19 protein-coding genes are annotated in these 19,437 nt (G+C 69.6%); 12 read left to right on the top strand and 7 right to left on the bottom strand.

Annotated features, from left to right (window positions below; all coding sequences use genetic code 11):
• Positions 1 to 164 precede the first annotated feature (164 nt).
• The 9 genes from ACZ6KY_RS15910 to ACZ6KY_RS15870 all read left to right on the top strand — a co-directional run bounded on the left by ACZ6KY_RS15910 (position 165) and on the right by ACZ6KY_RS15870 (position 8,094).
• On the top strand, positions 165 to 1,241 hold the full coding sequence (locus ACZ6KY_RS15910) for a fatty acid desaturase family protein (RefSeq protein WP_469310880.1): 1,077 nt from the start codon (positions 165 to 167) through the stop codon (positions 1,239 to 1,241).
• A gap of 108 nt (positions 1,242 to 1,349) precedes the next feature.
• On the top strand, positions 1,350 to 2,483 hold the full coding sequence (locus ACZ6KY_RS15905) for an inosamine-phosphate amidinotransferase 1 (protein ID WP_469310879.1): 1,134 nt from the start codon (positions 1,350 to 1,352) through the stop codon (positions 2,481 to 2,483).
• A gap of 69 nt (positions 2,484 to 2,552) precedes the next feature.
• Positions 2,553 to 3,836 carry a hypothetical protein gene (locus ACZ6KY_RS15900; RefSeq protein WP_469310878.1) on the top strand — a complete coding sequence of 428 codons (1,284 nt, stop codon included), beginning with the start codon at positions 2,553 to 2,555 and terminating at the stop codon, positions 3,834 to 3,836.
• The gene (locus ACZ6KY_RS15895; protein ID WP_469310877.1) at positions 3,833 to 4,702 is read left to right on the top strand and encodes a DUF3865 domain-containing protein; all 870 of its coding nucleotides are present in this window, start codon (positions 3,833 to 3,835) and stop codon (positions 4,700 to 4,702) included. Before ACZ6KY_RS15900 ends, ACZ6KY_RS15895 begins: the two co-directional genes overlap by 4 nt.
• Positions 4,702 to 5,115, top strand: coding sequence for a GFA family protein (locus ACZ6KY_RS15890; RefSeq protein ID WP_469310876.1), 414 nt, complete (start codon positions 4,702 to 4,704; stop codon positions 5,113 to 5,115). The genes ACZ6KY_RS15895 and ACZ6KY_RS15890 overlap by 1 nt, the downstream gene beginning before the upstream one ends.
• Positions 5,116 to 5,242: 127 nt before the next feature.
• Positions 5,243 to 6,115, top strand: a complete 873-nt coding sequence (locus tag ACZ6KY_RS15885; protein WP_469310875.1) for a dimethylarginine dimethylaminohydrolase family protein — start codon at positions 5,243 to 5,245, stop codon at positions 6,113 to 6,115.
• Positions 6,116 to 6,230: 115 nt separating this feature from the next.
• Positions 6,231 to 7,511, top strand: coding sequence for a cation:proton antiporter (locus ACZ6KY_RS15880; RefSeq protein WP_469310874.1), 1,281 nt, complete (start codon positions 6,231 to 6,233; stop codon positions 7,509 to 7,511).
• Positions 7,508 to 7,681: a hypothetical protein gene (locus ACZ6KY_RS15875; protein ID WP_469310873.1), complete on the top strand. Its 174-nt coding sequence runs from the start codon at positions 7,508 to 7,510 to the stop codon at positions 7,679 to 7,681. The genes ACZ6KY_RS15880 and ACZ6KY_RS15875 overlap by 4 nt, the downstream gene beginning before the upstream one ends.
• Positions 7,663 to 8,094, top strand: coding sequence for a nitroreductase family protein (locus tag ACZ6KY_RS15870; protein WP_469310888.1), 432 nt, complete (start codon positions 7,663 to 7,665; stop codon positions 8,092 to 8,094). The genes ACZ6KY_RS15875 and ACZ6KY_RS15870 overlap by 19 nt, the downstream gene beginning before the upstream one ends.
• Before the next feature lie 49 nt (positions 8,095 to 8,143).
• On the opposite strand, the gene ACZ6KY_RS15865 is transcribed toward ACZ6KY_RS15870, so the two are convergent.
• Together ACZ6KY_RS15865 and ACZ6KY_RS15860 are read right to left on the bottom strand one after the other, a co-directional pair.
• Positions 8,144 to 9,466, bottom strand: a complete 1,323-nt coding sequence (locus ACZ6KY_RS15865) for a transcriptional regulator (RefSeq protein ID WP_469310872.1) — start codon at positions 9,464 to 9,466, stop codon at positions 8,144 to 8,146.
• A gap of 139 nt (positions 9,467 to 9,605) precedes the next feature.
• The gene (locus tag ACZ6KY_RS15860) at positions 9,606 to 10,349 is read right to left on the bottom strand and encodes a hypothetical protein (RefSeq protein WP_469310871.1); all 744 of its coding nucleotides are present in this window, start codon (positions 10,347 to 10,349) and stop codon (positions 9,606 to 9,608) included.
• A gap of 185 nt (positions 10,350 to 10,534) precedes the next feature.
• On the opposite strand from ACZ6KY_RS15860, the gene ACZ6KY_RS15855 reads away from it, so the two are divergent.
• Positions 10,535 to 10,660 (top strand): hypothetical protein, encoded by a 126-nt coding sequence (locus tag ACZ6KY_RS15855; RefSeq protein WP_469310870.1) that lies wholly within the window; start codon positions 10,535 to 10,537, stop codon positions 10,658 to 10,660.
• Between the two features lie 309 nt (positions 10,661 to 10,969).
• On the opposite strand, the gene ACZ6KY_RS15850 is transcribed toward ACZ6KY_RS15855, so the two are convergent.
• From ACZ6KY_RS15850 to ACZ6KY_RS15830, 5 genes are all read right to left on the bottom strand, one after another.
• Positions 10,970 to 11,638: a hypothetical protein gene (locus ACZ6KY_RS15850; protein WP_469310869.1), complete on the bottom strand. Its 669-nt coding sequence runs from the start codon at positions 11,636 to 11,638 to the stop codon at positions 10,970 to 10,972.
• 153 nt (positions 11,639 to 11,791) lie between these two features.
• A complete protein-coding gene (locus tag ACZ6KY_RS15845) occupies positions 11,792 to 13,159 on the bottom strand; it encodes a glutamine synthetase family protein (protein ID WP_469310868.1) in 1,368 nt (455 codons plus the stop codon).
• The gene (locus ACZ6KY_RS15840) at positions 13,159 to 14,583 is read right to left on the bottom strand and encodes an amino acid permease (RefSeq protein ID WP_469310867.1); all 1,425 of its coding nucleotides are present in this window, start codon (positions 14,581 to 14,583) and stop codon (positions 13,159 to 13,161) included. Before ACZ6KY_RS15840 ends, ACZ6KY_RS15845 begins: the two co-directional genes overlap by 1 nt.
• Before the next feature lie 163 nt (positions 14,584 to 14,746).
• Positions 14,747 to 15,763 carry a hypothetical protein gene (locus ACZ6KY_RS15835; protein WP_469310866.1) on the bottom strand — a complete coding sequence of 339 codons (1,017 nt, stop codon included), beginning with the start codon at positions 15,761 to 15,763 and terminating at the stop codon, positions 14,747 to 14,749.
• Positions 15,764 to 15,980: 217 nt separating this feature from the next.
• Positions 15,981 to 16,502, bottom strand: a complete 522-nt coding sequence (locus ACZ6KY_RS15830; protein WP_469310865.1) for an ATP-binding protein — start codon at positions 16,500 to 16,502, stop codon at positions 15,981 to 15,983.
• A 163-nt stretch (positions 16,503 to 16,665) separates the two neighbouring features.
• Between ACZ6KY_RS15830 and ACZ6KY_RS15825 the strand changes: the two genes are divergently transcribed.
• Positions 16,666 to 18,057, top strand: a complete 1,392-nt coding sequence (locus ACZ6KY_RS15825) for a helix-turn-helix domain-containing protein (RefSeq protein ID WP_469310864.1) — start codon at positions 16,666 to 16,668, stop codon at positions 18,055 to 18,057.
• Positions 18,054 to 18,935: an aminoglycoside phosphotransferase family protein gene (locus ACZ6KY_RS15820; RefSeq protein ID WP_469310863.1), complete on the top strand. Its 882-nt coding sequence runs from the start codon at positions 18,054 to 18,056 to the stop codon at positions 18,933 to 18,935. Before ACZ6KY_RS15825 ends, ACZ6KY_RS15820 begins: the two co-directional genes overlap by 4 nt.
• Positions 18,936 to 19,437: the final 502 nt, after the last annotated feature.

Below are 19,437 nucleotides of genomic sequence, written 5' to 3'. Positions count from 1 at the left end.
TACGTGGTGGGGGTGCGACTCGTGCGTTGTGTTTTTCTGCGTCTCCTGCCACGGGGTTCTGCGGGTTGGGGGGGGGGCGGGGGGGGGGGGGGCCCCCCCCCCCCCCCCCCCCAGCGGTTCACGGAAGCCCAATGCCCAGTTCAGTGATGTCCCGAGGAGAGCAGATGGGCAGGACCAGCCGGTGGTCGGTACGTCGGCGTGAGAAGACACCGAGGCGCAGCAGGCATTCGACCGGCGCGTCCGGTCCGGTCCGGCAGGCGCTGGGGCCGGAGTTGGTCGGCGAGTTGGAGGGCCTGTGCGGCGCTCCGAGCGTCGGGCTGCGGGACGTCGTGTGCGACGTCGGCGCGATCGCCTTGGCGGCGTTCGTCGGCTCCTTGGTCGGGTACGTCGTCGGGCCGCTTCTTGCGGTGCTGTACATCGGGGTGCGCCAGCGGCACCTGTCGAACCTGGCGCACGAGTGCGTGCACGCGAAACTGCTGGCCACCGCGCGCGGCAACCGCCTGGTGGGGTACGTGCTGACGGGGATGCTCGGCGAGGGGCTTCGGCCCTACCGGGCTACCCACGGGGTGCACCACGCGCAGCTGGGCACCGGAGCCGACCCGATGTTCCAGTCGTACCGGGCCGGGCGCCTGCACACCGTCCGGGTACCGATGAGCCGGACCGCCTTCGTACTGCGGGTGATCGTCAAGGCCACGCTGTGGCGGCTGCCGACGTCGGCACTTCAAGTGCTGGTGACCCGCGGCCCGCGGGAGAGCCGGTGGGCGCCGGCCGCCCGCGCGGTGCTGTGGGCGGGCGTCGCCACCATGTGCTGGTCCTTCGGCGTCCTCGGCGACCTGCTGCTGTACTGGCTGGTCCCGCTGGTGTTCGTGCGGCCGGTGGTCACCTGGATCACCGACCTCGGCAACCACGCCGGGCTGATCGAGAACCGCGACGATGTGCTGCTGCAGACCCGCGGCTGGTCCTCGCACTGGCTCACCCGGCACCTTCTCGGCGGTCACCTCGACGACATGTTCCACCCGGTGCACCACTGGTGCCCCAAAATCCCCTGGCGGCGCCTGCCCAAAGCCGCCGCTCTCCTCTCCGAGCGCCTGGAGCGCTGGGATGAGGTGCCGTGGTGCTCCGGCTACTTCTTCCGCCGCCGCTCCACCCCCGACGTGCCGTGCGTGATCGAGGACGTCATCACCCGCCTCACCTCGCAGCCCGCACCCCAAGCCGTGGCCGCTGAGCGTACGGCCGCCTGACCGATCCCTTCTCCCTGTCCAACTACCGACCTGCTGCAGTGCCGTCCGGGCGGCACCCCGTGCCCGCCCGAGCCGCTCCGGAATCCGCCGCCGAGGAGGCGGCCACCCATGACCCAGCCTCATCCCGCCCCGCCCGCCGCAGGCGTGCACAGCTTCGACGATTTCACCCGGCTGCGCGAGGTCGTCGTCGGCCGCGGCGACCACTACACCGAGCACGACGCCGACATCAGCTGGAGGCTGTTCTACTTCGAGAACGTCGCTCCCCACCTGGCTGACGGACAGCGCCAGTTGTCGGTCCCGCAGCAGATCGTCGACGAGCTGAACGAGGACGTCGCCGCCTTCGCTGACGCCCTGGCTGGCTGTGGGGTGCGCGTGCTGCGGCCCTCCGCCGCGGGCAAGGACGTCCGGGTGTCCTCGCCGTGGTGGAGCAGCGGCGCGACGCCGCCGCTGAACGTCCGCGACAACGCGATCATCCTCGGTCAGACGATCGTGGAGACCGCCCCGCACATCCGCGGCCGGGTCTTCGAGAACGACCACCTCAAGCGCCACTTCGCCCGCTACTTCGAGCAGGGCGCGAACTGGCTGTCCATGCCGCGCCCCGCGCTCGCCGCTGGCTCCCTCGACACCGCCTACTTCGACCGGCAGGGCATCGACGTCACCGCGGCGATGGCTGGCGAGGAGGCTCTGCCGATCGACGGCCTGGGTCTGGAGATGGTCTTCGACGGCGCCCAGTGCGTACGGCTCGGCCGCGACGTGCTGGTCAACGTCGCCAACCACAACCACGAGCTCGCCTACCGGTGGCTGACCCGCAACTTCCCCGGCCTGCGCCTCCACCGGCTGCCGGGGATCGCCGACAACCACGTCGACTCCATCGTCGTCCCGCTGCGCCCGGGCCTGATGCTGCTGCGCTCCCCGCACTACCTGCAGTTCCTGCCGGAGGCGATGCAAGGCTGGGAAGCGATCTACCCGCCGCCGAGCTCGGTTCCCGAGCAGGACTACACCGAGTTCGGGTTCGTGATCCCCACCGCGTCCCGGTACATCGACATCAACGTCCTGTCGATCGACGAGGACACGGTGGTCGTCAACTCCCTCTATCCGGAGCTGATCGAGCTGCTGGAGCAGCGCGGCTTCACTGTCGTCCCGGTCCGCCACCGCCACCGCAGGCTCTTCGGCGGCGGGCACCACTGCTTCACCCTCGACACCGTCCGCGACGGCGGCCTCGAGGACTACCTGTTCGCCTGACGCCCGGCCCGCACCCGTGCCAGCCCGTCCGGCCGCACCCGCGGCCCGAACCGAAGGAGTACCCCGGCCATGAGCAGCAGCACCGGAGCGTGGCCCCCGCCCCGCGAATTCTGGACCGACACCCTGCCCGAGAAGACCGCCGGCATGACCCGCCCGCACCTGTTCAAGGGCGTAGTCCCCGCCTCCGCGGCGAACGCGGCCGCCGTCCTGGACGGCTTCGCCGCCATCCGCCGCGCCCACGCCGCCGGACTGGAGATCACCGCGAACGCCCGGGTGTACGTGGGGGAGGAGTACCGCCCCGACCTGGTGGACAAGGTGCTGGCCGCCGGCGGCTGGCCGGAGGACGGCTTCACCGCGTGGATGCAGGAGCAGGTGGGCGCCGAGCGGTTCAGCCTGGTCCTCAACACCCTGGAGAGCGTCAGCGAGCCGCTGGCGGCTGGCCTGGGCGAGTTCGTCGGCGCGCTGATCGACGGCTGGGGCCTCCCGACCGGGGGCGCCGAACTGGTCGCCTTCGTCGGCAACTACTCCGGGACCGCGTTCGGCGTCCACGAGGGCTACGAGAACGCCTTCCTCACCCACTACGGGCCCGGCATCAAGGACTTCTACTGCTGGCCGGCCGAGGAGTACCGCAAGCTCACCGGCGGCAGCGACCCGCTGTACGGCGACTACACGTGGCTGCTGGAGCAGGGTGAGCACTTCGCCCTGGAGCCCGGCGACGCGCTCTTCCTGCCCGAGCGCGTCTTCCACGTCGGCCGGCAGACCGAGTTCTCCGTCTCCGTCGCCATCCCCCTCTACACCTTCCCCGACGCCGCGATCGCCCGGGGCTGGATCGCCCCCGACCTGCTCGGCGCCCTGCTGGTCAGCGAGCCGGACACCGATGCCGGCCAGCCGTCCCCGATGCATCCGCTGACCGCCGGTTCCGACGAGCTCGCGCGCCGCCTGGGCACGGTGACCGCCGCCGCGTTCGCCGCGGCCGCCGAGCAGGCGTCGGCCGCCGCCCAGGCACACGCCCACCAGCGCTGGTACACCGTCCTGAGCAACGGCGGCTGGCAGCAGACCGAGAACGACCTCGCCCGCGACGAGGCCGCCGCCGCGTTCGCGGCCGCCGCTCTCGCGCCTGGCACGAGCGTCACGGTGCGCGCCCCCTACCGGCTGATGGTCACCGGCAAGCAGGCGTTCCTCCGCGGCTGCGAGGCGCCGACCGATTTCGCCGTCCTCACCCCCGACCTGGTCGAGCGCTTCAACACCGGCTCGACCCCCCTCCCCGACAACCCACAGGTGATCGCCGCGATCCGCACTCTCGGCGCCACCGGCGGCCTGACCGTCACCACCACGCCCGAGGAGACCGAGTGACCACCACCGCACCCGCACCCGCGCCCACGCTCGACGCCCTGCGCGGCACCGGCCTCGTCGAGGCGTACCTGACCGCGAACCCGGAGACCCGCGGCTACATTCACGCCACACTCCAGGGCAGCCGCGACAGCGGCGACGACCTCGTCGACAAGCACCTCAAGCCCATGATCGACAGGATCTACCGGCAGATCCGCGCCCTGGTCGACCCCGGCACCCTCACCGTGGCCCAGGCCCGCATGTACATTGCCGAGCTCGCCGTCTTCGCCCGGCACAACGCCCAGTTCCTTCGCCTGGCTGCTCAGCAGGTCTACGGCTCCTGCCCCGCCCTCGGGCACGAGTTCGACCGCAACTTCCTGGAGGAGGGCGGCGAGCCTGGCAAGGTCCCCGCCCACTACATCCTCTACACCCGCGCGCTGCTCGCCGACCTCGGCCTGCTCGTCAACGGCCACGTCCCCGCCGACGAGACCGCCAAGCTGGTCCTCCAGCACCAGGTCCTCGTGAACTCCCACATGACCAGCCTCATCGCCGGCGGCTACTACGCCACCGAGGGCGTTGCCGTCGCCGAGACCGAGATCCTGCGGGACATCACCGACCGGTACGGCGAGCTGACCATCCAGGCCAGCGGCGCGGAGTTGAAGAACCTGGACTACTACTACCGGCTCCACCTCGACGAGGGCCACGAGGCCGCGCAGATCGGCGGCATGAGCGTGGAAGAGGCCCACATCGAGGGCCTCGCTCGGTTCATCCGTCAGAGTGAGCTCTTCCACCTCGACCTGCCGCAGGCCCTGGAAGGCTTCCTGCAGATCTTCAACGCGATGACACACTGGTGGACCCAACTGGCCTACCGTGCAAGGGAATTGAACTGATGTCCGAGACTGCCGCTGCCGCTACTGCGGGCTCCGAGGTCCGCTCCGGCGGATGCCTATGCGGGAAGATCCGCTTCACGGTCACCGGCCCGGTGGACGACCCGCACATCTGCCACTGCGGGCACTGCGCCAAGCGCTCCGGCGCGCCGTTCCAGTGGTGGGTCGGATTCCCGATGTCCGGGCTGGAGTGGACCGGTGCCGAGCCGACCTGGTTCGACACCTACCCCGGTAAGACCGCCCGCGGCTTCTGCCCCGCCTGCGGCAGCCACATCGCCGCTCGCGACTACGGCGACGACGCGATCATCGGCATCCTCGCCACCGCCCTCGACCACCACGACACCGACTCTGCCTTGGTCCCCACCAACCTGAATCGGCTCGCCGAGGCCGCCCCCTGGCTCGCCCAGGCCGACTGACCCCGGACTCCTGCGGGGACGGACGCACCTGACGGCGCCCGCCCCGCAGGCACCCCGCCATCGGGCCGTGCCGGGCCGCCTCCACCTTGCACACCACCGCGCCCCGCACTGACCCCCAGGAGGACCCGTGCCCGCACGCACCCACGTCTCCACTGAGTACGGAACCCTCCGCCGCGTCGCCATGCGCCACGCTGGCGACTGCAACCGCCCCCTGGCCGGCCCCGACCTCCACCCGGTCCTCGCCCGCCAGCAGGCCACCAGCACGTGGGCCCCCTACGACCCCGCCACCGTCCGCGCCCAGCAGGATCACCTCATCGCCCTGCTGCGCGAACGCGGCGCCGAGGTGGTCCTGCTCCCCGCAGCGCCGGGCTGCTCCGCCCAGCACTACCCACGCGACATCGCCTTCGCCGTCGACGACGTCCTGTTCCGGGCCCGGCTGAACTCCGCGCACCGCCTTCCCGAGACCGACGCCCTCACCGACCCCGCACTCGGTGTGCAACCCGTCGACCTCGCGCGCGGCACGATCGAGGGAGGCGACGTCCTACTCCCCGACACAGGCCGTGTCCTCGTCGGCCTGAGCGAGGAGACCAGCCCCGACGGTGCGACCGCCCTCCAGGAAGCACTCACCCGGCACGGCATCGACCGCGAGGTCATCCCCGTGCACTTCGCGGTCGAGGGAATCGTCCACCTCGACGACCACCTCGCCGTAATCGCGCCCGGCACTGCCCTCATCCACCGCGAGGTGTTCACCGACGACCAGAACCGCTGGTTCGACGCCCACTTCGACGACCTTGTCCCGGTCACCGACGCCGAGGCCCGTGCGGTCCAGGTCAACGTTCTGGCCATCGCCCCCACGACGATCGTGGTCGCCGCCGGCAGCGACCGGATCGCCGCCGCCCTGGCCGCCCGCGGGCTCGAGGTCCTGACCGTCGACTACGGCGAGGTCACCCGCATCCCCGGCTCCCTGCGCTGCACCACTCTGCCTCTGCTGCGCACCTGACCCCTGCCCACCTTCCCCGAGCTGCCCGCGCCCGGCTCGCCCTGTCCGGGCTGCCGGGCCGCTCGCTCGTGCACACCCGCCGCCCTCTCACCGCCGACCCCAGAGGATCCCTGCGATGTCCAGCCCCTTCTCGCTCGTACTCGTCACCGTCCCCGCCGTGGTGCTGGCCTGCCAGGCCGGCGGCTGGGCCGCCCGTCGCTTCGGCCAGCCGCCCGTCATCGGCGAGATAGCCGTCGGCATCCTCCTCGGCCCCTCCCTCCTCGGCTGGCTCGCCCCCGGCGTCCAGCACCTCCTCCTGCCGCCCGCCGTCCTGCCCTACACCTCCGTACTCGGCAACCTCGCCCTACTCGTCTTCCTCTTCCTCATCGGCCTCGAACTCGACCTGCGCTCCCTGCGCGCCACCCGCCGCGCCGTCACCTCCGTCGCAGCCGGCAGCATCCTGCTGCCTCTCGCGCTCGGGACCCCGCTCGCGCTGGCTATGTACCCGGCCCTCGCACCGCCCGGAGTGCAGCGCCTCCCGTTCGTCCTATTCGTCGCCACGGCCCTGTCCATCACCGCCTTCCCCGTCCTCGCGCGGATCCTCACCGACAGGGGCCTGGCCACCACCCCCCTGGGCACCTTCGCGCTCGCGTGCGCCGCCGCCGACGACGCCCTCGCCTGGTGCCTGCTCATCGCCGTCACCTCCCTGGCCACCGCCGGCTCCCCGTTGGATGCGCTCACCGCCCTCGCCCTGGCCGCCGCCCTCACCGCCGCAGTCACGGCGGCACGCCCCATCGTGAAGCGAACACTGGAACGCGCCTCCCGCTCCTCCGACGACCTGGTGACGGTGCTCCTGGTCGCCGGGCTGCTCCTGACTGCGTGGGCCACCGACCGGATCGGCGTCCACCCCGCGATCGGCGCGTTCCTGGTCGGCGCGACCGTGCCGCGCGGGGTGCCGGCCGTCGAACGCAGCGCCGCCCGCCTTCAGGCCGTGGTCGTCCCCGTGCTGCTGCCGCTCTTCTTCGTCGACACCGGCCTGCACACCGACCTCTCAGCTCTCCCCGCCGGCCAGTGGGGCTGGGCCGCGCTCGTCCTGGCCGTCGCCGTGACGGGCAAGTGGATCGGCGCCGCCGGAGCAGCCCGGCTCGCCGGCTGCGAATGGCGATGGTCGGCGCTGATGGGCACCCTGATGAACTGCCGCGGAATCACCGAGATCGTCGTCCTCGGCATCGGTCTCCAACTCGGCGTCATCTCCACGAACCTGTTCACGATCATGGTCCTCATGGCCGTCGTGACCACCGCCGCCACCGCGCCCCTGCTCAACCGCCTCACCCGCAACGCACCCGACCTCACCCTCCCGGCCGCCGCCGGCGAACCAGTCACCGCGCTGCCCGAGGGCCCGGGGGCGACCCGATGACCACCGTCCCCGCCGCACGGACAGCCGCGGGAATCGCCGAGACGGCGATCCGTACCCGGCGCAGCACCATCCGCCTCACCGCGCCCGCCCCCGGCCCGGACGAACTCCTCGACCTCCTGGCGGCCGCAGCCACCGCGCCCGACCACGGGCGCTGCTCCCCTGGCGCCTGATCGCGATCTGCGGAGACGCCCGCGCCCGGCTCGGTGAAGCCGCCGCCGAGGCCACACCCACCGCCGACCTGGCCAAGAGGGTCGCCGCCAAGCACCTGCGCGCGCCACTGATGCTCGCCCTCGTCTTCCAGCCTCGCGACCATCCGACCATCCCGCGCTGGGAGCAACTGGCCGCGACGTCCGCGATGGCCACCACCCTGCTGCTCCTCGACACCCGCGGCTGGGGCGGCGTCTGGTACGGCGGCCCGTACCCGGACGCGCCGCAAGTCCGCAAACACCTCGGCGTCCGCGACGGCGAGCAGCTGCTCGGCTACCTGTACGTCGGAACCCCCGCCCCCGGCCATGCACCCCGGACTCGCGTCGCGGCCGACGTCCGCTCCAAGCTCACCTGGCTCGGCGACACCGCCCTCTGACCCCTGCTCCGCCGCTGCCCGTGCGCGCCCGGCCCCGGCCAGCCCGGGGTCAGAAGGCGTGGAGCGGGCCGCCCTCGGCGGCGTCGGCCAGGCGCCGCACCAGGCGCCGGCTCTTGAGGTGCTGGGCGGCCGTCTTCGCCTTCGCCAGCAACTCCTCCCACTCCGCCCGATCACCACGCAACCTCGCCAGCTCCGCACCGGTGATCAGCAACTCCACGCTGTCGCGCGTTCGCTCCGGCGGCAGGCCCATCGCCACCTTCAGCGCCTGCACGCCGTCCTCGGCCAGCCCGGCCATCGCCAACGCCCACGCGGCCTGTCCCTCCAGCTCCGGGCGGTCCAGCCACGCCAGCCACCTCGGGTCCGCCCCGCTCCCAGCCTTATCGAACGCGGCACGCGCCCGCTCCACCGCGGCCCGGCACTGCGCGCCGTCACCGTTGTAGGCCCACGCCCTCGCCTCCGTCACTGCAACGTAGGCCCGCACCAGCGCCGACGCGCCCGTCGCCGCGATCACCGCGCTGCGGGCATGGGTCAGCACCTCCCGGCCGTCACCCCGCGCCGCCGCCAGCCGGGCCTGGTGAATGCAGCCGCGCGCCAGGCGGCCGCGATCCCCGATCGCCTGCGCCAGCCGCATCGCCTGCAGGTCGTAGCGCTGCGCCAAGCCCGGCAGCTGGTCGTCGTAGGCCATGCTCGCCAGCGCGAGCACCGCGTCGGCGACGCTGCCGTACAGCAGCCGGCCACGCCCGGCGTTGAACCCCCCTTCGAGCAGCGGAACGGCGTGGGCAGCGAGGAAGCCGGCGAACACGGAGCGGAACTGCCCGCCTCCGTGCCGGGCGTCCGTCCTGCCGTACAGGTCGGTGTGCGCGTCCAGGAGCTCGATGTCCGCCACGGTCACCCGCCGCTGTCCGCGTCCGGCGATCTCCGTGTCGGGCAGCATGACCAGCGCCTCGACCGCAGAGGGCGTCGAGGCGAACGGCATCCTCCGCACCGCCGCACTTCTGGGCACGGCGTCCATCTGCCACAGACGCCGCAGCATCCGCACCGCGTGTCTCAGGTCGCCGTACTGGAGCGCCTGCTCGGCGACATCCATGTCCTCGGACGGCCACCCCAGGCTCTCCGGGGTCACCTGACGCTTGCACGCCCGGGCCAGGACGTAGCAAGCGGCAGCCGCCAGATCCGGCCCCGGCTGCGCGCCAGCGCACCATCGCGACACCGTGCTCGTGCTCACCGATCGGGGATGGCCGATGGCTGCGCAGCGCTCGCGGATCCTCTTGGCGAAACCCGAGATCGACCACTTGAGCTCATCCAGCACGATCCGTTCGAGGTCGCCGTTCCTCTTCTTCGATGCGCCGCGAACTGACGCCGTCCCGCTCATGCGTCTGTCCCCGGGACCTGAGTGTCCGTTAGTCCACGCATGCCTGTCTCGGACCGGCTGGGCGAGAACCCTCGTGCGGTTGCGCCGGGAACCCTGGGCGCTGCGGGACGCGCCTGCTCCGATCCGTGCCGACGAGACACTATTGGCCTGCCGCCCGGCCTGTTCGGCCAGCTTTGCTGCTCATCGTGCCTATTCCAATCGCCGCCGGACGCGCTCCGCGTCCACGGCACTGAAGCTGCTGTACGGCCGCGCCGTTGTGGGCGCGGCGTGCTGCGGCGACGCCGATCTCGTGGGCGGCAGCCCACAGTTCGTAGGGGTGCCGGCGCAGGAACAACGGCCAGAAGTTGTCGACGAGTTGCCAGACCATCTCGTCCCAGTGCGCTGTCTGCACCGCACGCAGGATGTCCAGGATGCTGCTCTCGTACGACTCCAGCCAGGCCAGAGCGCTGGCGCCATCGTCGAAAGGCGGCTCAACGGCTGGCAGCGTGTCCATCGGCGACCGCCGGAGAGCCGCCTGGGCAGGGGTGAGCCGAAGCTGGGCCTGCGTGGAGATCGCCAAGACCCACTCACAGAGCCGGCGCAACACAAGGACCAGGTCGTCCTCCGGATCGTGCCGCACAGCCAGCGACCGGGCGTGGTCGCGTGCGGCGGGGATCAGCCGGTAGCGGACGCGGGACCCCTGTTCCTCCAGCGCCTCCAAGAGCTGCTCCTCAGCCAGGACCTCCAGCCCCCACTTTGCCCGCCCCCACGGCAGCTCACAGACTGCGGCGATCTTGTCCGGGTCGGCGTCGGCGACCGGAAGCAGGCCCAGCCAGCGGTAGATGCACTGGGTCTCCTCCTCCAGGTCCTGGTACGTCTCGTCGAGCGCCGTGTTCGTGATCATCTGCGTGGGGTCCTCAGGGTCGGTGTGAAGGGGAGATGCACGGCGGGCCGGGGCGTCGGCGAAGGCCGTGACGGAGTGATGTCGGCGGAGGCCAAGCAGGCGCCGATCAGAACCAACGGCAGCGGAAGCCGGTGGCATGTTTCGGTAAGGCGGGGCGCATCGCCGGGCGCGGCCGCGATCCGTTTTTGGCCGGCGAAACTGGCAGGGAGCTGAAGGGCTGCCTGTTGGGTGAAAGGCCGGAGCTGGTGGAGTACCAGGCCGTCGACGGCCTGGCCACTACACGGTTGTCGGTGGGCATCAGCCCGCTGTGAGCCGAGGCTGATGGATGTCTGGACATGGGTTCTGAGACGAAGTGCGAAGGTGCGGGCGGCTCACGGGCCGGGGAGGTTCACCATGCCGCGGCGGCCGCCGTCCGACTGCCCGCCGCCGATGACCTCAGCGAAAGTGCCTCCTCGTCGGCGGCGCGGTCCTGTTGGGCGTCCAGGCCCCGGGCAGCGCGGAGTGTTGTCGTACCCCGGCCGGAGCAACCCGCGTGCGGCGTCACGGACCTCCTGCTCTGGGCGTACGGCCTGCCCGGTGGCCTGGGCACGGACGGTTTTCCCGGGCCACCGGGCAGGGGTTTATGCGGCCAACGCGAGTTCCCTAAGAAGCTCGTCCACGCCGAGGACGCGGAAGCTCTTGAGCCGGCGGATCATCTGCGAGGCGAGGAATGTGGCCAGGTCAGGGTTTCCGTACGGCACAGCGACGTCGGGTCGGGCAACGACGTGCAGACCCCCGCGGGCGAGGCGGCCGTAGAGCACTCCGCCCACGCCGTACATGGGGGCGCTCTGGGCGAGGAACACCATCGGTTCCTTCTCCATGTGCGGGCACAGCGCTGCAACGGTGCGCACGTGCCGGGCGCACACCGGAGGCTGATTCGTCAGGATCTCCGCCCGGGTGGGGTCCTCGTCCCTGGGCCCCGCAAGGAAGATGAAGCCGATCTTCGTCCTGGCGGGCTGCGTGCACACCTGGCACCGAAGCATCTGCATGGTCATCATCTGCCGGTGCGGGTGCATGAACCTCCACTCGGGTTCCCCGGTCGGCATCCCGTCCTCGCCCAGCGGATTCCAGCCGACCCGCGCGTACAGCACACCCCGGGGGTCGCGATCCTGGGGGTCTTCGTCGAGGTAGTGGAGTCGGCTACGGCCCGGCACGGTGCGCCTGATGACCAGATTGTCGGGCGCCGCCTCCTCTCCTAACCGCTGGGTGACGTACGGGATTACGGCCGGTCCGGCTGCGGTGGAAGGCATGGAGCGATATGTCTCTCTCAACGGGGCGCGCGGGCCGTACGGAAGCAGGGAACCCAACATCAGGTCATCTCCTGAGGGCACTGGATCGCGTGAAGGCGCTGATGGAATTCGTTGGCTGACCGGGCCATCCGGCGCAGGTTCGTAGCCAGGAGGTCAGGCATGGAGAAATCCCCTTGTCCGGTCCACGTCCGTGACCTTCCCGTGGACAGCCTCAATCTCGGCGCAGGCAGCACGGGCGTAGTGCTGCACCGCGGACGGACCGAAGGCACGCGTGGCGAGTGCTCCCCCGGCGAAGCTGGCCGTAGCTTCGGCCAGGGAGCGCGGCACCGGCTGTGGAAGCGGACCAGGCTCATAGGCATCTCCCGCACAGGGGTCCGGGAGCTTGGGCTTTTCCGTGATGCCGTGAAAGATGCCCGCGAGCACAGCGGAGAGGGCGAGATAGGGGTTGGCGTCGGCGCCTGCGAGCCGGATTTCAAGGCGCGTGTCTTCGTGGTGGCCCGCGACGCGGACGGCGCAGCTGCGGTTGTCGAACCCCCACGTGTAGTTGACCGGCGCAAAGGACTGGGGCCGGTATCGCTTGTAGGAGTTGAGAAACGGGGCGTAGAGCGGCGCCATTTGGGGCAATGCGTTGAGGAGTCCGGCAATGGACTGGCGGAGGACTTCGGGGAGATCGACGCCGGGCGCCGTCTCGAACGCCGGCTCGCCGTTGCGCCACAGGGACACGTGGAAGTGCAGGCCGGAGCCGACGCCGGTCTCGGGGGCGGCCATGAACGTGGGAGTCATGCGGTGCGTCGCGGCGACGGCGCGGACGGCGTGCTTGTGAACGGTGTACGTGTCGCAGGCACGCATCGGATCGCCGTACGGCCACGTGACCTCGATCTGCCCCGGCGCGCCTTCCGTCTTGATGGCCTCGACCGGTGCGTCAGCGTGGTGCAGCGCGTGCCTAAGGTCGCCGAAGAACGCGGTGAGGGCGGGAGGATGGTCGAGGGCGTAGTCGAGGTTGTGGGGCGACACGGGCGTCAGGCCGCGGTATTCCGCTCGGCGGATACGGTCGGCGCTGCCGCGGTAGAGCAGGAACTCGCTCTCGATACCTACACGGGCCTCCCACCCGAGGTCGGAGAGGCGCTTGAGCTGTCGGCGCAGCATCTGCCGGGGTGCCACCTGGACGCGGTGGCCGTTGTGCCGGTGGGCGTCGCCGAAGACGAGGACGGTACCGGGGAGGTAGCTCAGGCGCCGGACAGCGGTCAAGTCGGGGTGGACTGCCAGATCGCCGTATCCGTCGTGCCAGCCGGTGAGCCCGAAGCCGTCCAGGGGAGTCATGTCGACGTCGGAGGCCAGGATGTAGGCGCACATCTCGGACCGGGTGGGAAGCCGTGCGAGAAAGTGCCGGGCGTCGAAGCTCTTCCCTTTGAGACGGCCCATCAGGTCCGGGACGCCGAGCATCACTGTGTCGATCTTGTGGTCCTGGACGAGCTTGCCGAGGCTGTCACGGGCCGGGGTGTCGTCGATCTCGTCGGTCATCACAGGACCTCTGAGGCAAGGGCGGCGTTCTGGGCGGCGGAGCCGAGCGGAGGAACCTTGTAGTCGCGTCTGCCCTTGGTGATCCAGGTGATCCAGGCCAGCAGCAGGACGACAGCCAGTGCGACGCCTGCGTAGTTGAACGACTCCGTGGTGATTGGAGAGGTCTGGGGCAGGCAGAACACGACGGTCAGGATGATCACGTAGAGGACGGAGAGCAGGCCGAGGGGGCGGCTCCAGCCGCCGAGGTTCCAGGGACCGGGCCGGAAGCGGTGGCCGGCGCGCAGCCGGAGGTAGACGGGGATTGCGTAGGCCGGGGTGATTCCGATGACGTTGATCGCGGTGACCGCGGCGTACGCGGTCGGCGAGTACAGGCTCGGCAGCGCGAGGAGCAGGGCGACTCCAGCGGAAAGCCACACCGCGGCGATCGGGGTGCGGGTGCGGTGGCTGACGCGCCGCCAGTTCGCGGAGAACGGCAGCGCCCCGTCGCGGGAGAACGCGTAGACCATGCGGGAGGCGGCAGCGGTTTCGGCGTTCCCGCAGAACAGCTGGGCGATGATGACGATAAGCAGCAGCACCTTGGCCATGCCGGTGCCGAGGACGTCGATGAAGATCTGTGCCGGGGGGACGCCTGTGCTCGTGCCGAGGGTGCCGTCGTAGTCCTGGATGGCGAACAGCAGGCCGGCCAGGAGGACGAAACCGGCCGCCCAGGACCAGGCGATCGAGCGGACGATGCCGCGGGGCGCCGCCATCTGCGCCCCGGTGGTCTCCTCCGACAGGTGGGAGGAGGCGTCGTAGCCGCAGAACGTGTATGCGGCGAGGAGACAGCCGAGGGCGGCCACGTAGAGGGGGCTGGAGAATCCGGTGCCGTTGTTGACGTGCCCGAGTACGAAGGATGCGGACTGGTGGTGGGCCGGTGCCAGGGTCAGCGTCCCGACGATCAGCGCGACGCCCAACAGCTGCCACCACACGGAGATGCTGTTGAGGACATTGACCAGGCGGACCCCGGCCGCGTTCAGCATGCCGTGCAGGACCAGGATGCCCGCGAAGATCAGGACCGTTGTCTCCGGCGTGGGCGTCAGGCCCCACTGGAGGTTGGCGAACGCGCCGACGAACAGGGCACAGCCGTAGTCGATACCGGCGATGGCGCCGAGCAGGCCGAGGAGGTTGAGCCAGCCGGTCACCCAGGCCCAGCGGGGTCCGCCGAGACGGTGGGCCATGTAGTAGAGGCCGCCGGAGGTGGGGTAGGCGGACGTCACCTCGGCCAGACACATCCCCAGAAGTAAGGTCATGGCGCCGATGCCGACCCAGCCCCAGATCATGACGGCGGGGCCGCCGGTGTTCATGCCGTAGCCGAACAGGGTCATGCCGCCGGCCAGAATGCAGATCACGCTGAAACTGATCGCGAAATTGCCGAACCCTCCCATCCGGCGGGACAGTTCGGGCTTGTAGCCATGCGCACGCAGTGCGGCATCATCGTCAAGGTCAACGCGTGCATGTGCTCGTCTCGAAGACAATGGGAAATCCTCTGCTTGAAGCGGGGCTGGGACAGGGTTTGCCGGGTATGACCAGGCAGGGGTGCCCGAATGCTCATCGGCGACCGCTGAGGGATCTGCCGCGTGCGGAGCGGAAATCGTCCTGCCACCACGCGGGGTTCGTGCCCATATGGATCCACGGCGCAGGGGTGGCATAGCGGCCGATAGCGTTGAAGACCTCCCGAGCCCTTCCTACGCCCGTCGCGTTGAGGGCAAATCCGAGATGGTTCAGATCCGCCAGCGAATGGGTGCGCGAGTCGCGCGGCTGCGGCCTTTTGCCGGATGGTGCCGGTTCCAGTGCGTTGAACCACCACTCAAGGCCCCGGCGGGCATAGTGCGCTTTCTCCTCGGTGGCCCAGAAGGCGATCACGCTGGTGGTCTGGCTTCGTGCGATGGCGCGTCGGTAGGTCTCGACGAACGCGTACAGGGGCAGCAGCGTCACCGCAGTGCCAGCGGGCGCTGAGGTGGCCACCCACAATGCGAAGTCCAGGTCACCCGCCCCGCGGGCCTGCAAGACCTGCAGGACCCGGTGGTAGGCCTCCCGGTTGTACGGATCACGGGCGTGGACCCAGTTCAGCAGCTTCCACGGCCCCGGCGGCAGGAATCCGTCTCTGTGCTCTACCCAGTTCAGCGGGGAGTGCGGCCATGACGGGTCCACGTCGGTCTGAGCCAGGGCCAGGAGGCAGACACCCGGCACCGGATCCGCCGGCCATTGCTTGGCTGCGGTCCTGCACGCCTGGTCTGCCGCATAGGTCACACGGCGCAGCTCCTCACCGCGTACGCCGACGTGGAAGGCGTGGAGCGCCCGCTGGGTCAGTACCCGGGCCCACATCATCAGCGCATCCACATTCGTGGGCTGCTCGTCCCGCCATGCTTCAACAGCGTGGCTCTTGGCGGCGCCAACGGCCAGGACCTGGCTGCGCGACGTTCGTAACTCCCAGTTCGTTCCGGTGCTTTGAAGGAGTTGTTGGGCTGCGAGCCACCGGTCCAGTTGCAGGTCTTCCATGGCGAGACGCAGCTCATGGTCCCGGCCAGCGGAGTGAATGATCAGGTCCGTAACCTCGGTGGGCATCAACGCACCTCCGAGTACACGGATGAAGGTCCAGCTGACTGCGCAACCAGGGTGGGTAAAAGGGACATGGGGGTTGGTGTCCTCAAAACGGAGTGGAGGAGCCGCCGGGCTACAGGAGGTTGCTGCCCTAGTTCTTGGGGGAGCCAAGGCCGTTTCTGCGGCCCGCCGGCCGATCAGGGGGAATGACGCTGCATAGCAGGAGGGGAAGGTCCATCGGTCATCGTGCGACCACCGCAGGAAGTCCGCGGGGCCGGGAGGCGGACGCCTTCGCCGAGTCTGTAGCGGTGACTTTGACGAGGATCAGCCACACGTCTTTACCGCCGCTGGGCGATGGCGAGACTCCGAATCGGTGCGCGAGTGCCTGGACGAGCCACAGGCCCCGGCCGCTCTCCTGGCCGTCGTTGGCACTCGTGCTTCCGGGCAGAGTGGGGTCCGAGTCATGCACACAGAGCGTTACACCGTCCGGCGTGCGGGTGAGAGTGAGCTGAGCGATCCGCTGTCCGGAACTGCCGGGTTGGGTGTGCTGCCAGACGTTGGTGAGCAGCTCGGACACGGCGAGACATGCGCCTTCGGCGAGTTCCTCCAGCCCCCACAGTTTCAAGTGGTCCCCGACGATGCTTCGCGTGATGTGCACCGAGAACGGCGTCACGTCCTGGTCCATCTCCAGCATGCCCGCGCTGCTCTGCGTGCGCGCACGCACCTCGGACGGGTCGTGGAGGGGTGCAAGGAGGATGGCCATCCGAGATCCAATTCGTTCTGGCGAAACCTCGCCGGAGAGTTCCGGCTGCGGTGTGTACTGGTGCGGAATCGGTCAGCAACCATTGAGGCAGGCCGAAGTCGCCACGTGCAGATGCGGAAGCGGAAACGTCGTTTTTCCGTTTCGGGACCTAGGGGAAACCGTCATGCCACGACCTGAGAAGCCGTTGACGCCAGACGCGTCACCCCGCGACTGGTTCGGGCACGAGGTCCGGTACTGGCGCAAGCAACGGGGTTACACAGCTTCTACGTTGGGACCATTAGTCCAGGTCAGCCCGTCTCTCCTGGAGAAGATCGAGAAGGGCATCGCTACCTGCCGGAGAGACTTGGCGGAGCAGCTCGACGACATGCTCGACACCGGTGGAGTGCTCGCGCGCTCCTGGGGCATGGTCTACGTCGAAGCGGAAATTCCCGCGGGTGAAACGGAAAAGGGTGCCCGCCGGGTAGTTGGGGGCACCGTTCAGGCTCATCAAGGCCGCATCCTGGGCAGAGATACATCACTGCCGTCTGGGAGCACTGAAGTGGACCGTCGCGCCTTTCTGGCGGGCAGTAGCGTCGCTGCCGTCGCCTCGATAGACCTTGCTGCTCTGGTTGCACCGTCAGCGCCGCCGAAGCTTCCTGCATGGATCCGTTCCAAGGACATTGGGCAGGTGCTGAGCGTTGCGGACGATTTGCACCGCCGGGACAACGCGCAAGGTGGTGGTGGCCTGGTCGGGGTCCTGGCTGGCCGCGCCATGCAGTGGGCTGCCGGACTGCTGGCGGTTCCCTGCCCGGATCAGCTCAACGCCCAGTTGTACGCGGCGGTCGCGCGGTTGGGCATCGTGGTCGGCGCCAGCCACTTCGACTCGTACGCCCACGACGATGCGCGGGTGGCCTTCAAAATCGCTGCCGACTGTGCGGAGGAGGCGAACGACTGGCCGCTTCGCGCCAAGGTGTACAGCTTCCTCGCGCGTCAGGAGATCTGGATCGGCGACCCGGACACCGGACTGACGCATGCGGAGAAGGGCCTCGTACGAGCGGACCGCCTCACGCCGACCATTCAGGCCATGCTGCACAGTGCGCGGGCGCGAGCGTTCGCGAAGATGGGCGACGTCGGCGGGACACTTGCCGCAGTGGGAGCGGCCGACGACGCTTTCGCCAAACGGAACCCGGCGGACGATCCGCCGTGGATGGCGTACTACGACGAGGCGCAGCACCACGGGGACAGTGCTCACGCGCTGTTCGATCTCTCGGTCCTCAAGGACCAGGATCCCGGCCAGGCAGAGCGCCGGTTCGAGATCGCGATCTCCGGCCACGGCGACGGTTATGCCCGATCCCGGGCGATATCCGGAACGAAACTGGCAAGTCTGTTGATGGCCAAGGGCGATCCGCTGCGTGCCGCCGCTGTCGGCCACCGGGCTCTGGACGACGCCGGCCAACTGACCTCGCAGCGCGCGGCCGACGACCTCAAGGAGCTCAGCCGCTTCTCGGCCCGGCACCGGCGCCTGTCAGAGGCCGTGTACCTGCGCGAGCGGATCAGCGCTACGTTGAAGGAATGACGATCTCGGTCACACCTTCCGCGGTCTTGACGGAGGCCTGCGCGGCCGCCGGGTTCGATGCGGCGGGCGCTGAGCCCGTCCGCATCGCCGAGAACGAGATATGGCGGCTCCCCGGGGGCGGCGTGATCGCACGCATCGCCAGGCCGGGGCAGCAACACGCGGCCGTCAGGGAAGTGCAGGTGGCCCGTTGGCTCGCGGACAACGCGGTTCCTGCCGTACGCGCCTTGCCTGTTGACCAGCCCGTGGAGGCCGCAGGCCAGCCGGTGACGTTCTGGGAAGAACTGCCGCCGCACGAGAACGGCTCCGTCAAAGACGTCGTGCAGCTACTGAAGCGACTGCATCCCCTACGTCTCCCCGACTTCCCGCTGGGGCGCTTGGACCCGTTCGTACGCGTCTCCGAGCGCATCACCGCGGCGACCTCACTGACCGAGGACGACCGCGACTGGCTACGTGGACGGCTCAAGGAGCTGACGGAACAGTGGGAGCAGCGCCCGGACGGGCGGCCCGACTGCGTGGTCCACGGCGATGCGTGGGTCGGCAACGTCGCCCGCACTGCCAACGGCCCGGTCCTCATGGACTTCGAACGCGTTTCCATCGGCCCGCCGGAATGGGACCTCGTCTCAACGGCCCTCAAGACAACGACTACGGGCGCAGTGACCGAGGAGGAATACGCCGAGTTCTGCGCCGAGTACGGCATGGACGTCACCCGGTGGGAGGGCTACGAACTCCTGGCCGGTGCCCGAGAGTTGCGCATGACGACGTACGCGGCCCAGCACGCAGCGACCCGACCGCAGTGGCGAGCCGAGGCGCAGTACCGAGTCGACTGCCTCCGTGGCCGGACGGCGCCCAAGCCGTGGCACTGGACCGGAATTCTGTAGCACATCAAGCCGAGCCCCGACCAGACGCACTCTGGCCATGCGTGTATCGCCGCGCATGGTCAGACGACGAAGTTCTTCTGAAGGGGCGGACCAACACCGGTGTGTTTGAGTTTTGAGCCGCAGGTCGAATCTGCTGTGCAATTCCGTGCGGGTGGCTGTGGGCGCGGGATGAGGATGGGCGCGCTGATTCGGACGCCGACGAAGTGCACAGTAGTTCTTCCGGGGATTCAAGGAGACCTCGTTGGGTGAAGATCTTTTGAGGGTGTCTGGCGCGAGGGTGGCTTGCGGGTTCTTGATCCAGCAAGGCCACGCCGTGCCAGATACGCCCGGCCGTACGGCGCCGACGCGGGAAAATATGTGCCGGGAGAGGCAGGCAGGTCTACGGTGATGGGCTCCGTGGCGATGATGGACCCGATCCATACAAAACTGTAAGTGGGCCAGGCCCTCAATAGACCTGCGCCCAACTCGTTTGATGAGTCGGAGGTCGCATGCTGGAACAGAT

It is taken from the genome of Streptomyces sp. NPDC042002 (genome assembly GCF_055588305.1).
Note: the sequence above shows the minus strand (reverse complement) of the source record. Positions and strands in the feature narration are given on the sequence as shown.

Coding starts and splice junctions, on each gene's coding strand:
- ACZ6KY_RS15910 (WP_469310880.1), top strand. CDS start 165: ATGGGCAGGACCAGCCGGTGGTCGGTACGTCGGCGTGAGAAGACACCG.
- ACZ6KY_RS15905 (WP_469310879.1), top strand. CDS start 1,350: ATGACCCAGCCTCATCCCGCCCCGCCCGCCGCAGGCGTGCACAGCTTC.
- ACZ6KY_RS15900 (WP_469310878.1), top strand. CDS start 2,553: ATGAGCAGCAGCACCGGAGCGTGGCCCCCGCCCCGCGAATTCTGGACC.
- ACZ6KY_RS15890 (WP_469310876.1), top strand. CDS start 4,702: ATGTCCGAGACTGCCGCTGCCGCTACTGCGGGCTCCGAGGTCCGCTCC.
- ACZ6KY_RS15880 (WP_469310874.1), top strand. CDS start 6,231: ATGTCCAGCCCCTTCTCGCTCGTACTCGTCACCGTCCCCGCCGTGGTG.
- ACZ6KY_RS15875 (WP_469310873.1), top strand. CDS start 7,508: ATGACCACCGTCCCCGCCGCACGGACAGCCGCGGGAATCGCCGAGACG.
- ACZ6KY_RS15865 (WP_469310872.1), bottom strand. CDS start 9,466: ATGAGCGGGACGGCGTCAGTTCGCGGCGCATCGAAGAAGAGGAACGGC.
- ACZ6KY_RS15860 (WP_469310871.1), bottom strand. CDS start 10,349: ATGATCACGAACACGGCGCTCGACGAGACGTACCAGGACCTGGAGGAG.
- ACZ6KY_RS15850 (WP_469310869.1), bottom strand. CDS start 11,638: ATGCCTTCCACCGCAGCCGGACCGGCCGTAATCCCGTACGTCACCCAG.
- ACZ6KY_RS15845 (WP_469310868.1), bottom strand. CDS start 13,159: ATGACCGACGAGATCGACGACACCCCGGCCCGTGACAGCCTCGGCAAG.
- ACZ6KY_RS15840 (WP_469310867.1), bottom strand. CDS start 14,583: ATGGGAGGGTTCGGCAATTTCGCGATCAGTTTCAGCGTGATCTGCATT.
- ACZ6KY_RS15835 (WP_469310866.1), bottom strand. CDS start 15,763: ATGCCCACCGAGGTTACGGACCTGATCATTCACTCCGCTGGCCGGGAC.
- ACZ6KY_RS15830 (WP_469310865.1), bottom strand. CDS start 16,502: ATGGCCATCCTCCTTGCACCCCTCCACGACCCGTCCGAGGTGCGTGCG.
- ACZ6KY_RS15825 (WP_469310864.1), top strand. CDS start 16,666: ATGCCACGACCTGAGAAGCCGTTGACGCCAGACGCGTCACCCCGCGAC.
- ACZ6KY_RS15820 (WP_469310863.1), top strand. CDS start 18,054: ATGACGATCTCGGTCACACCTTCCGCGGTCTTGACGGAGGCCTGCGCG.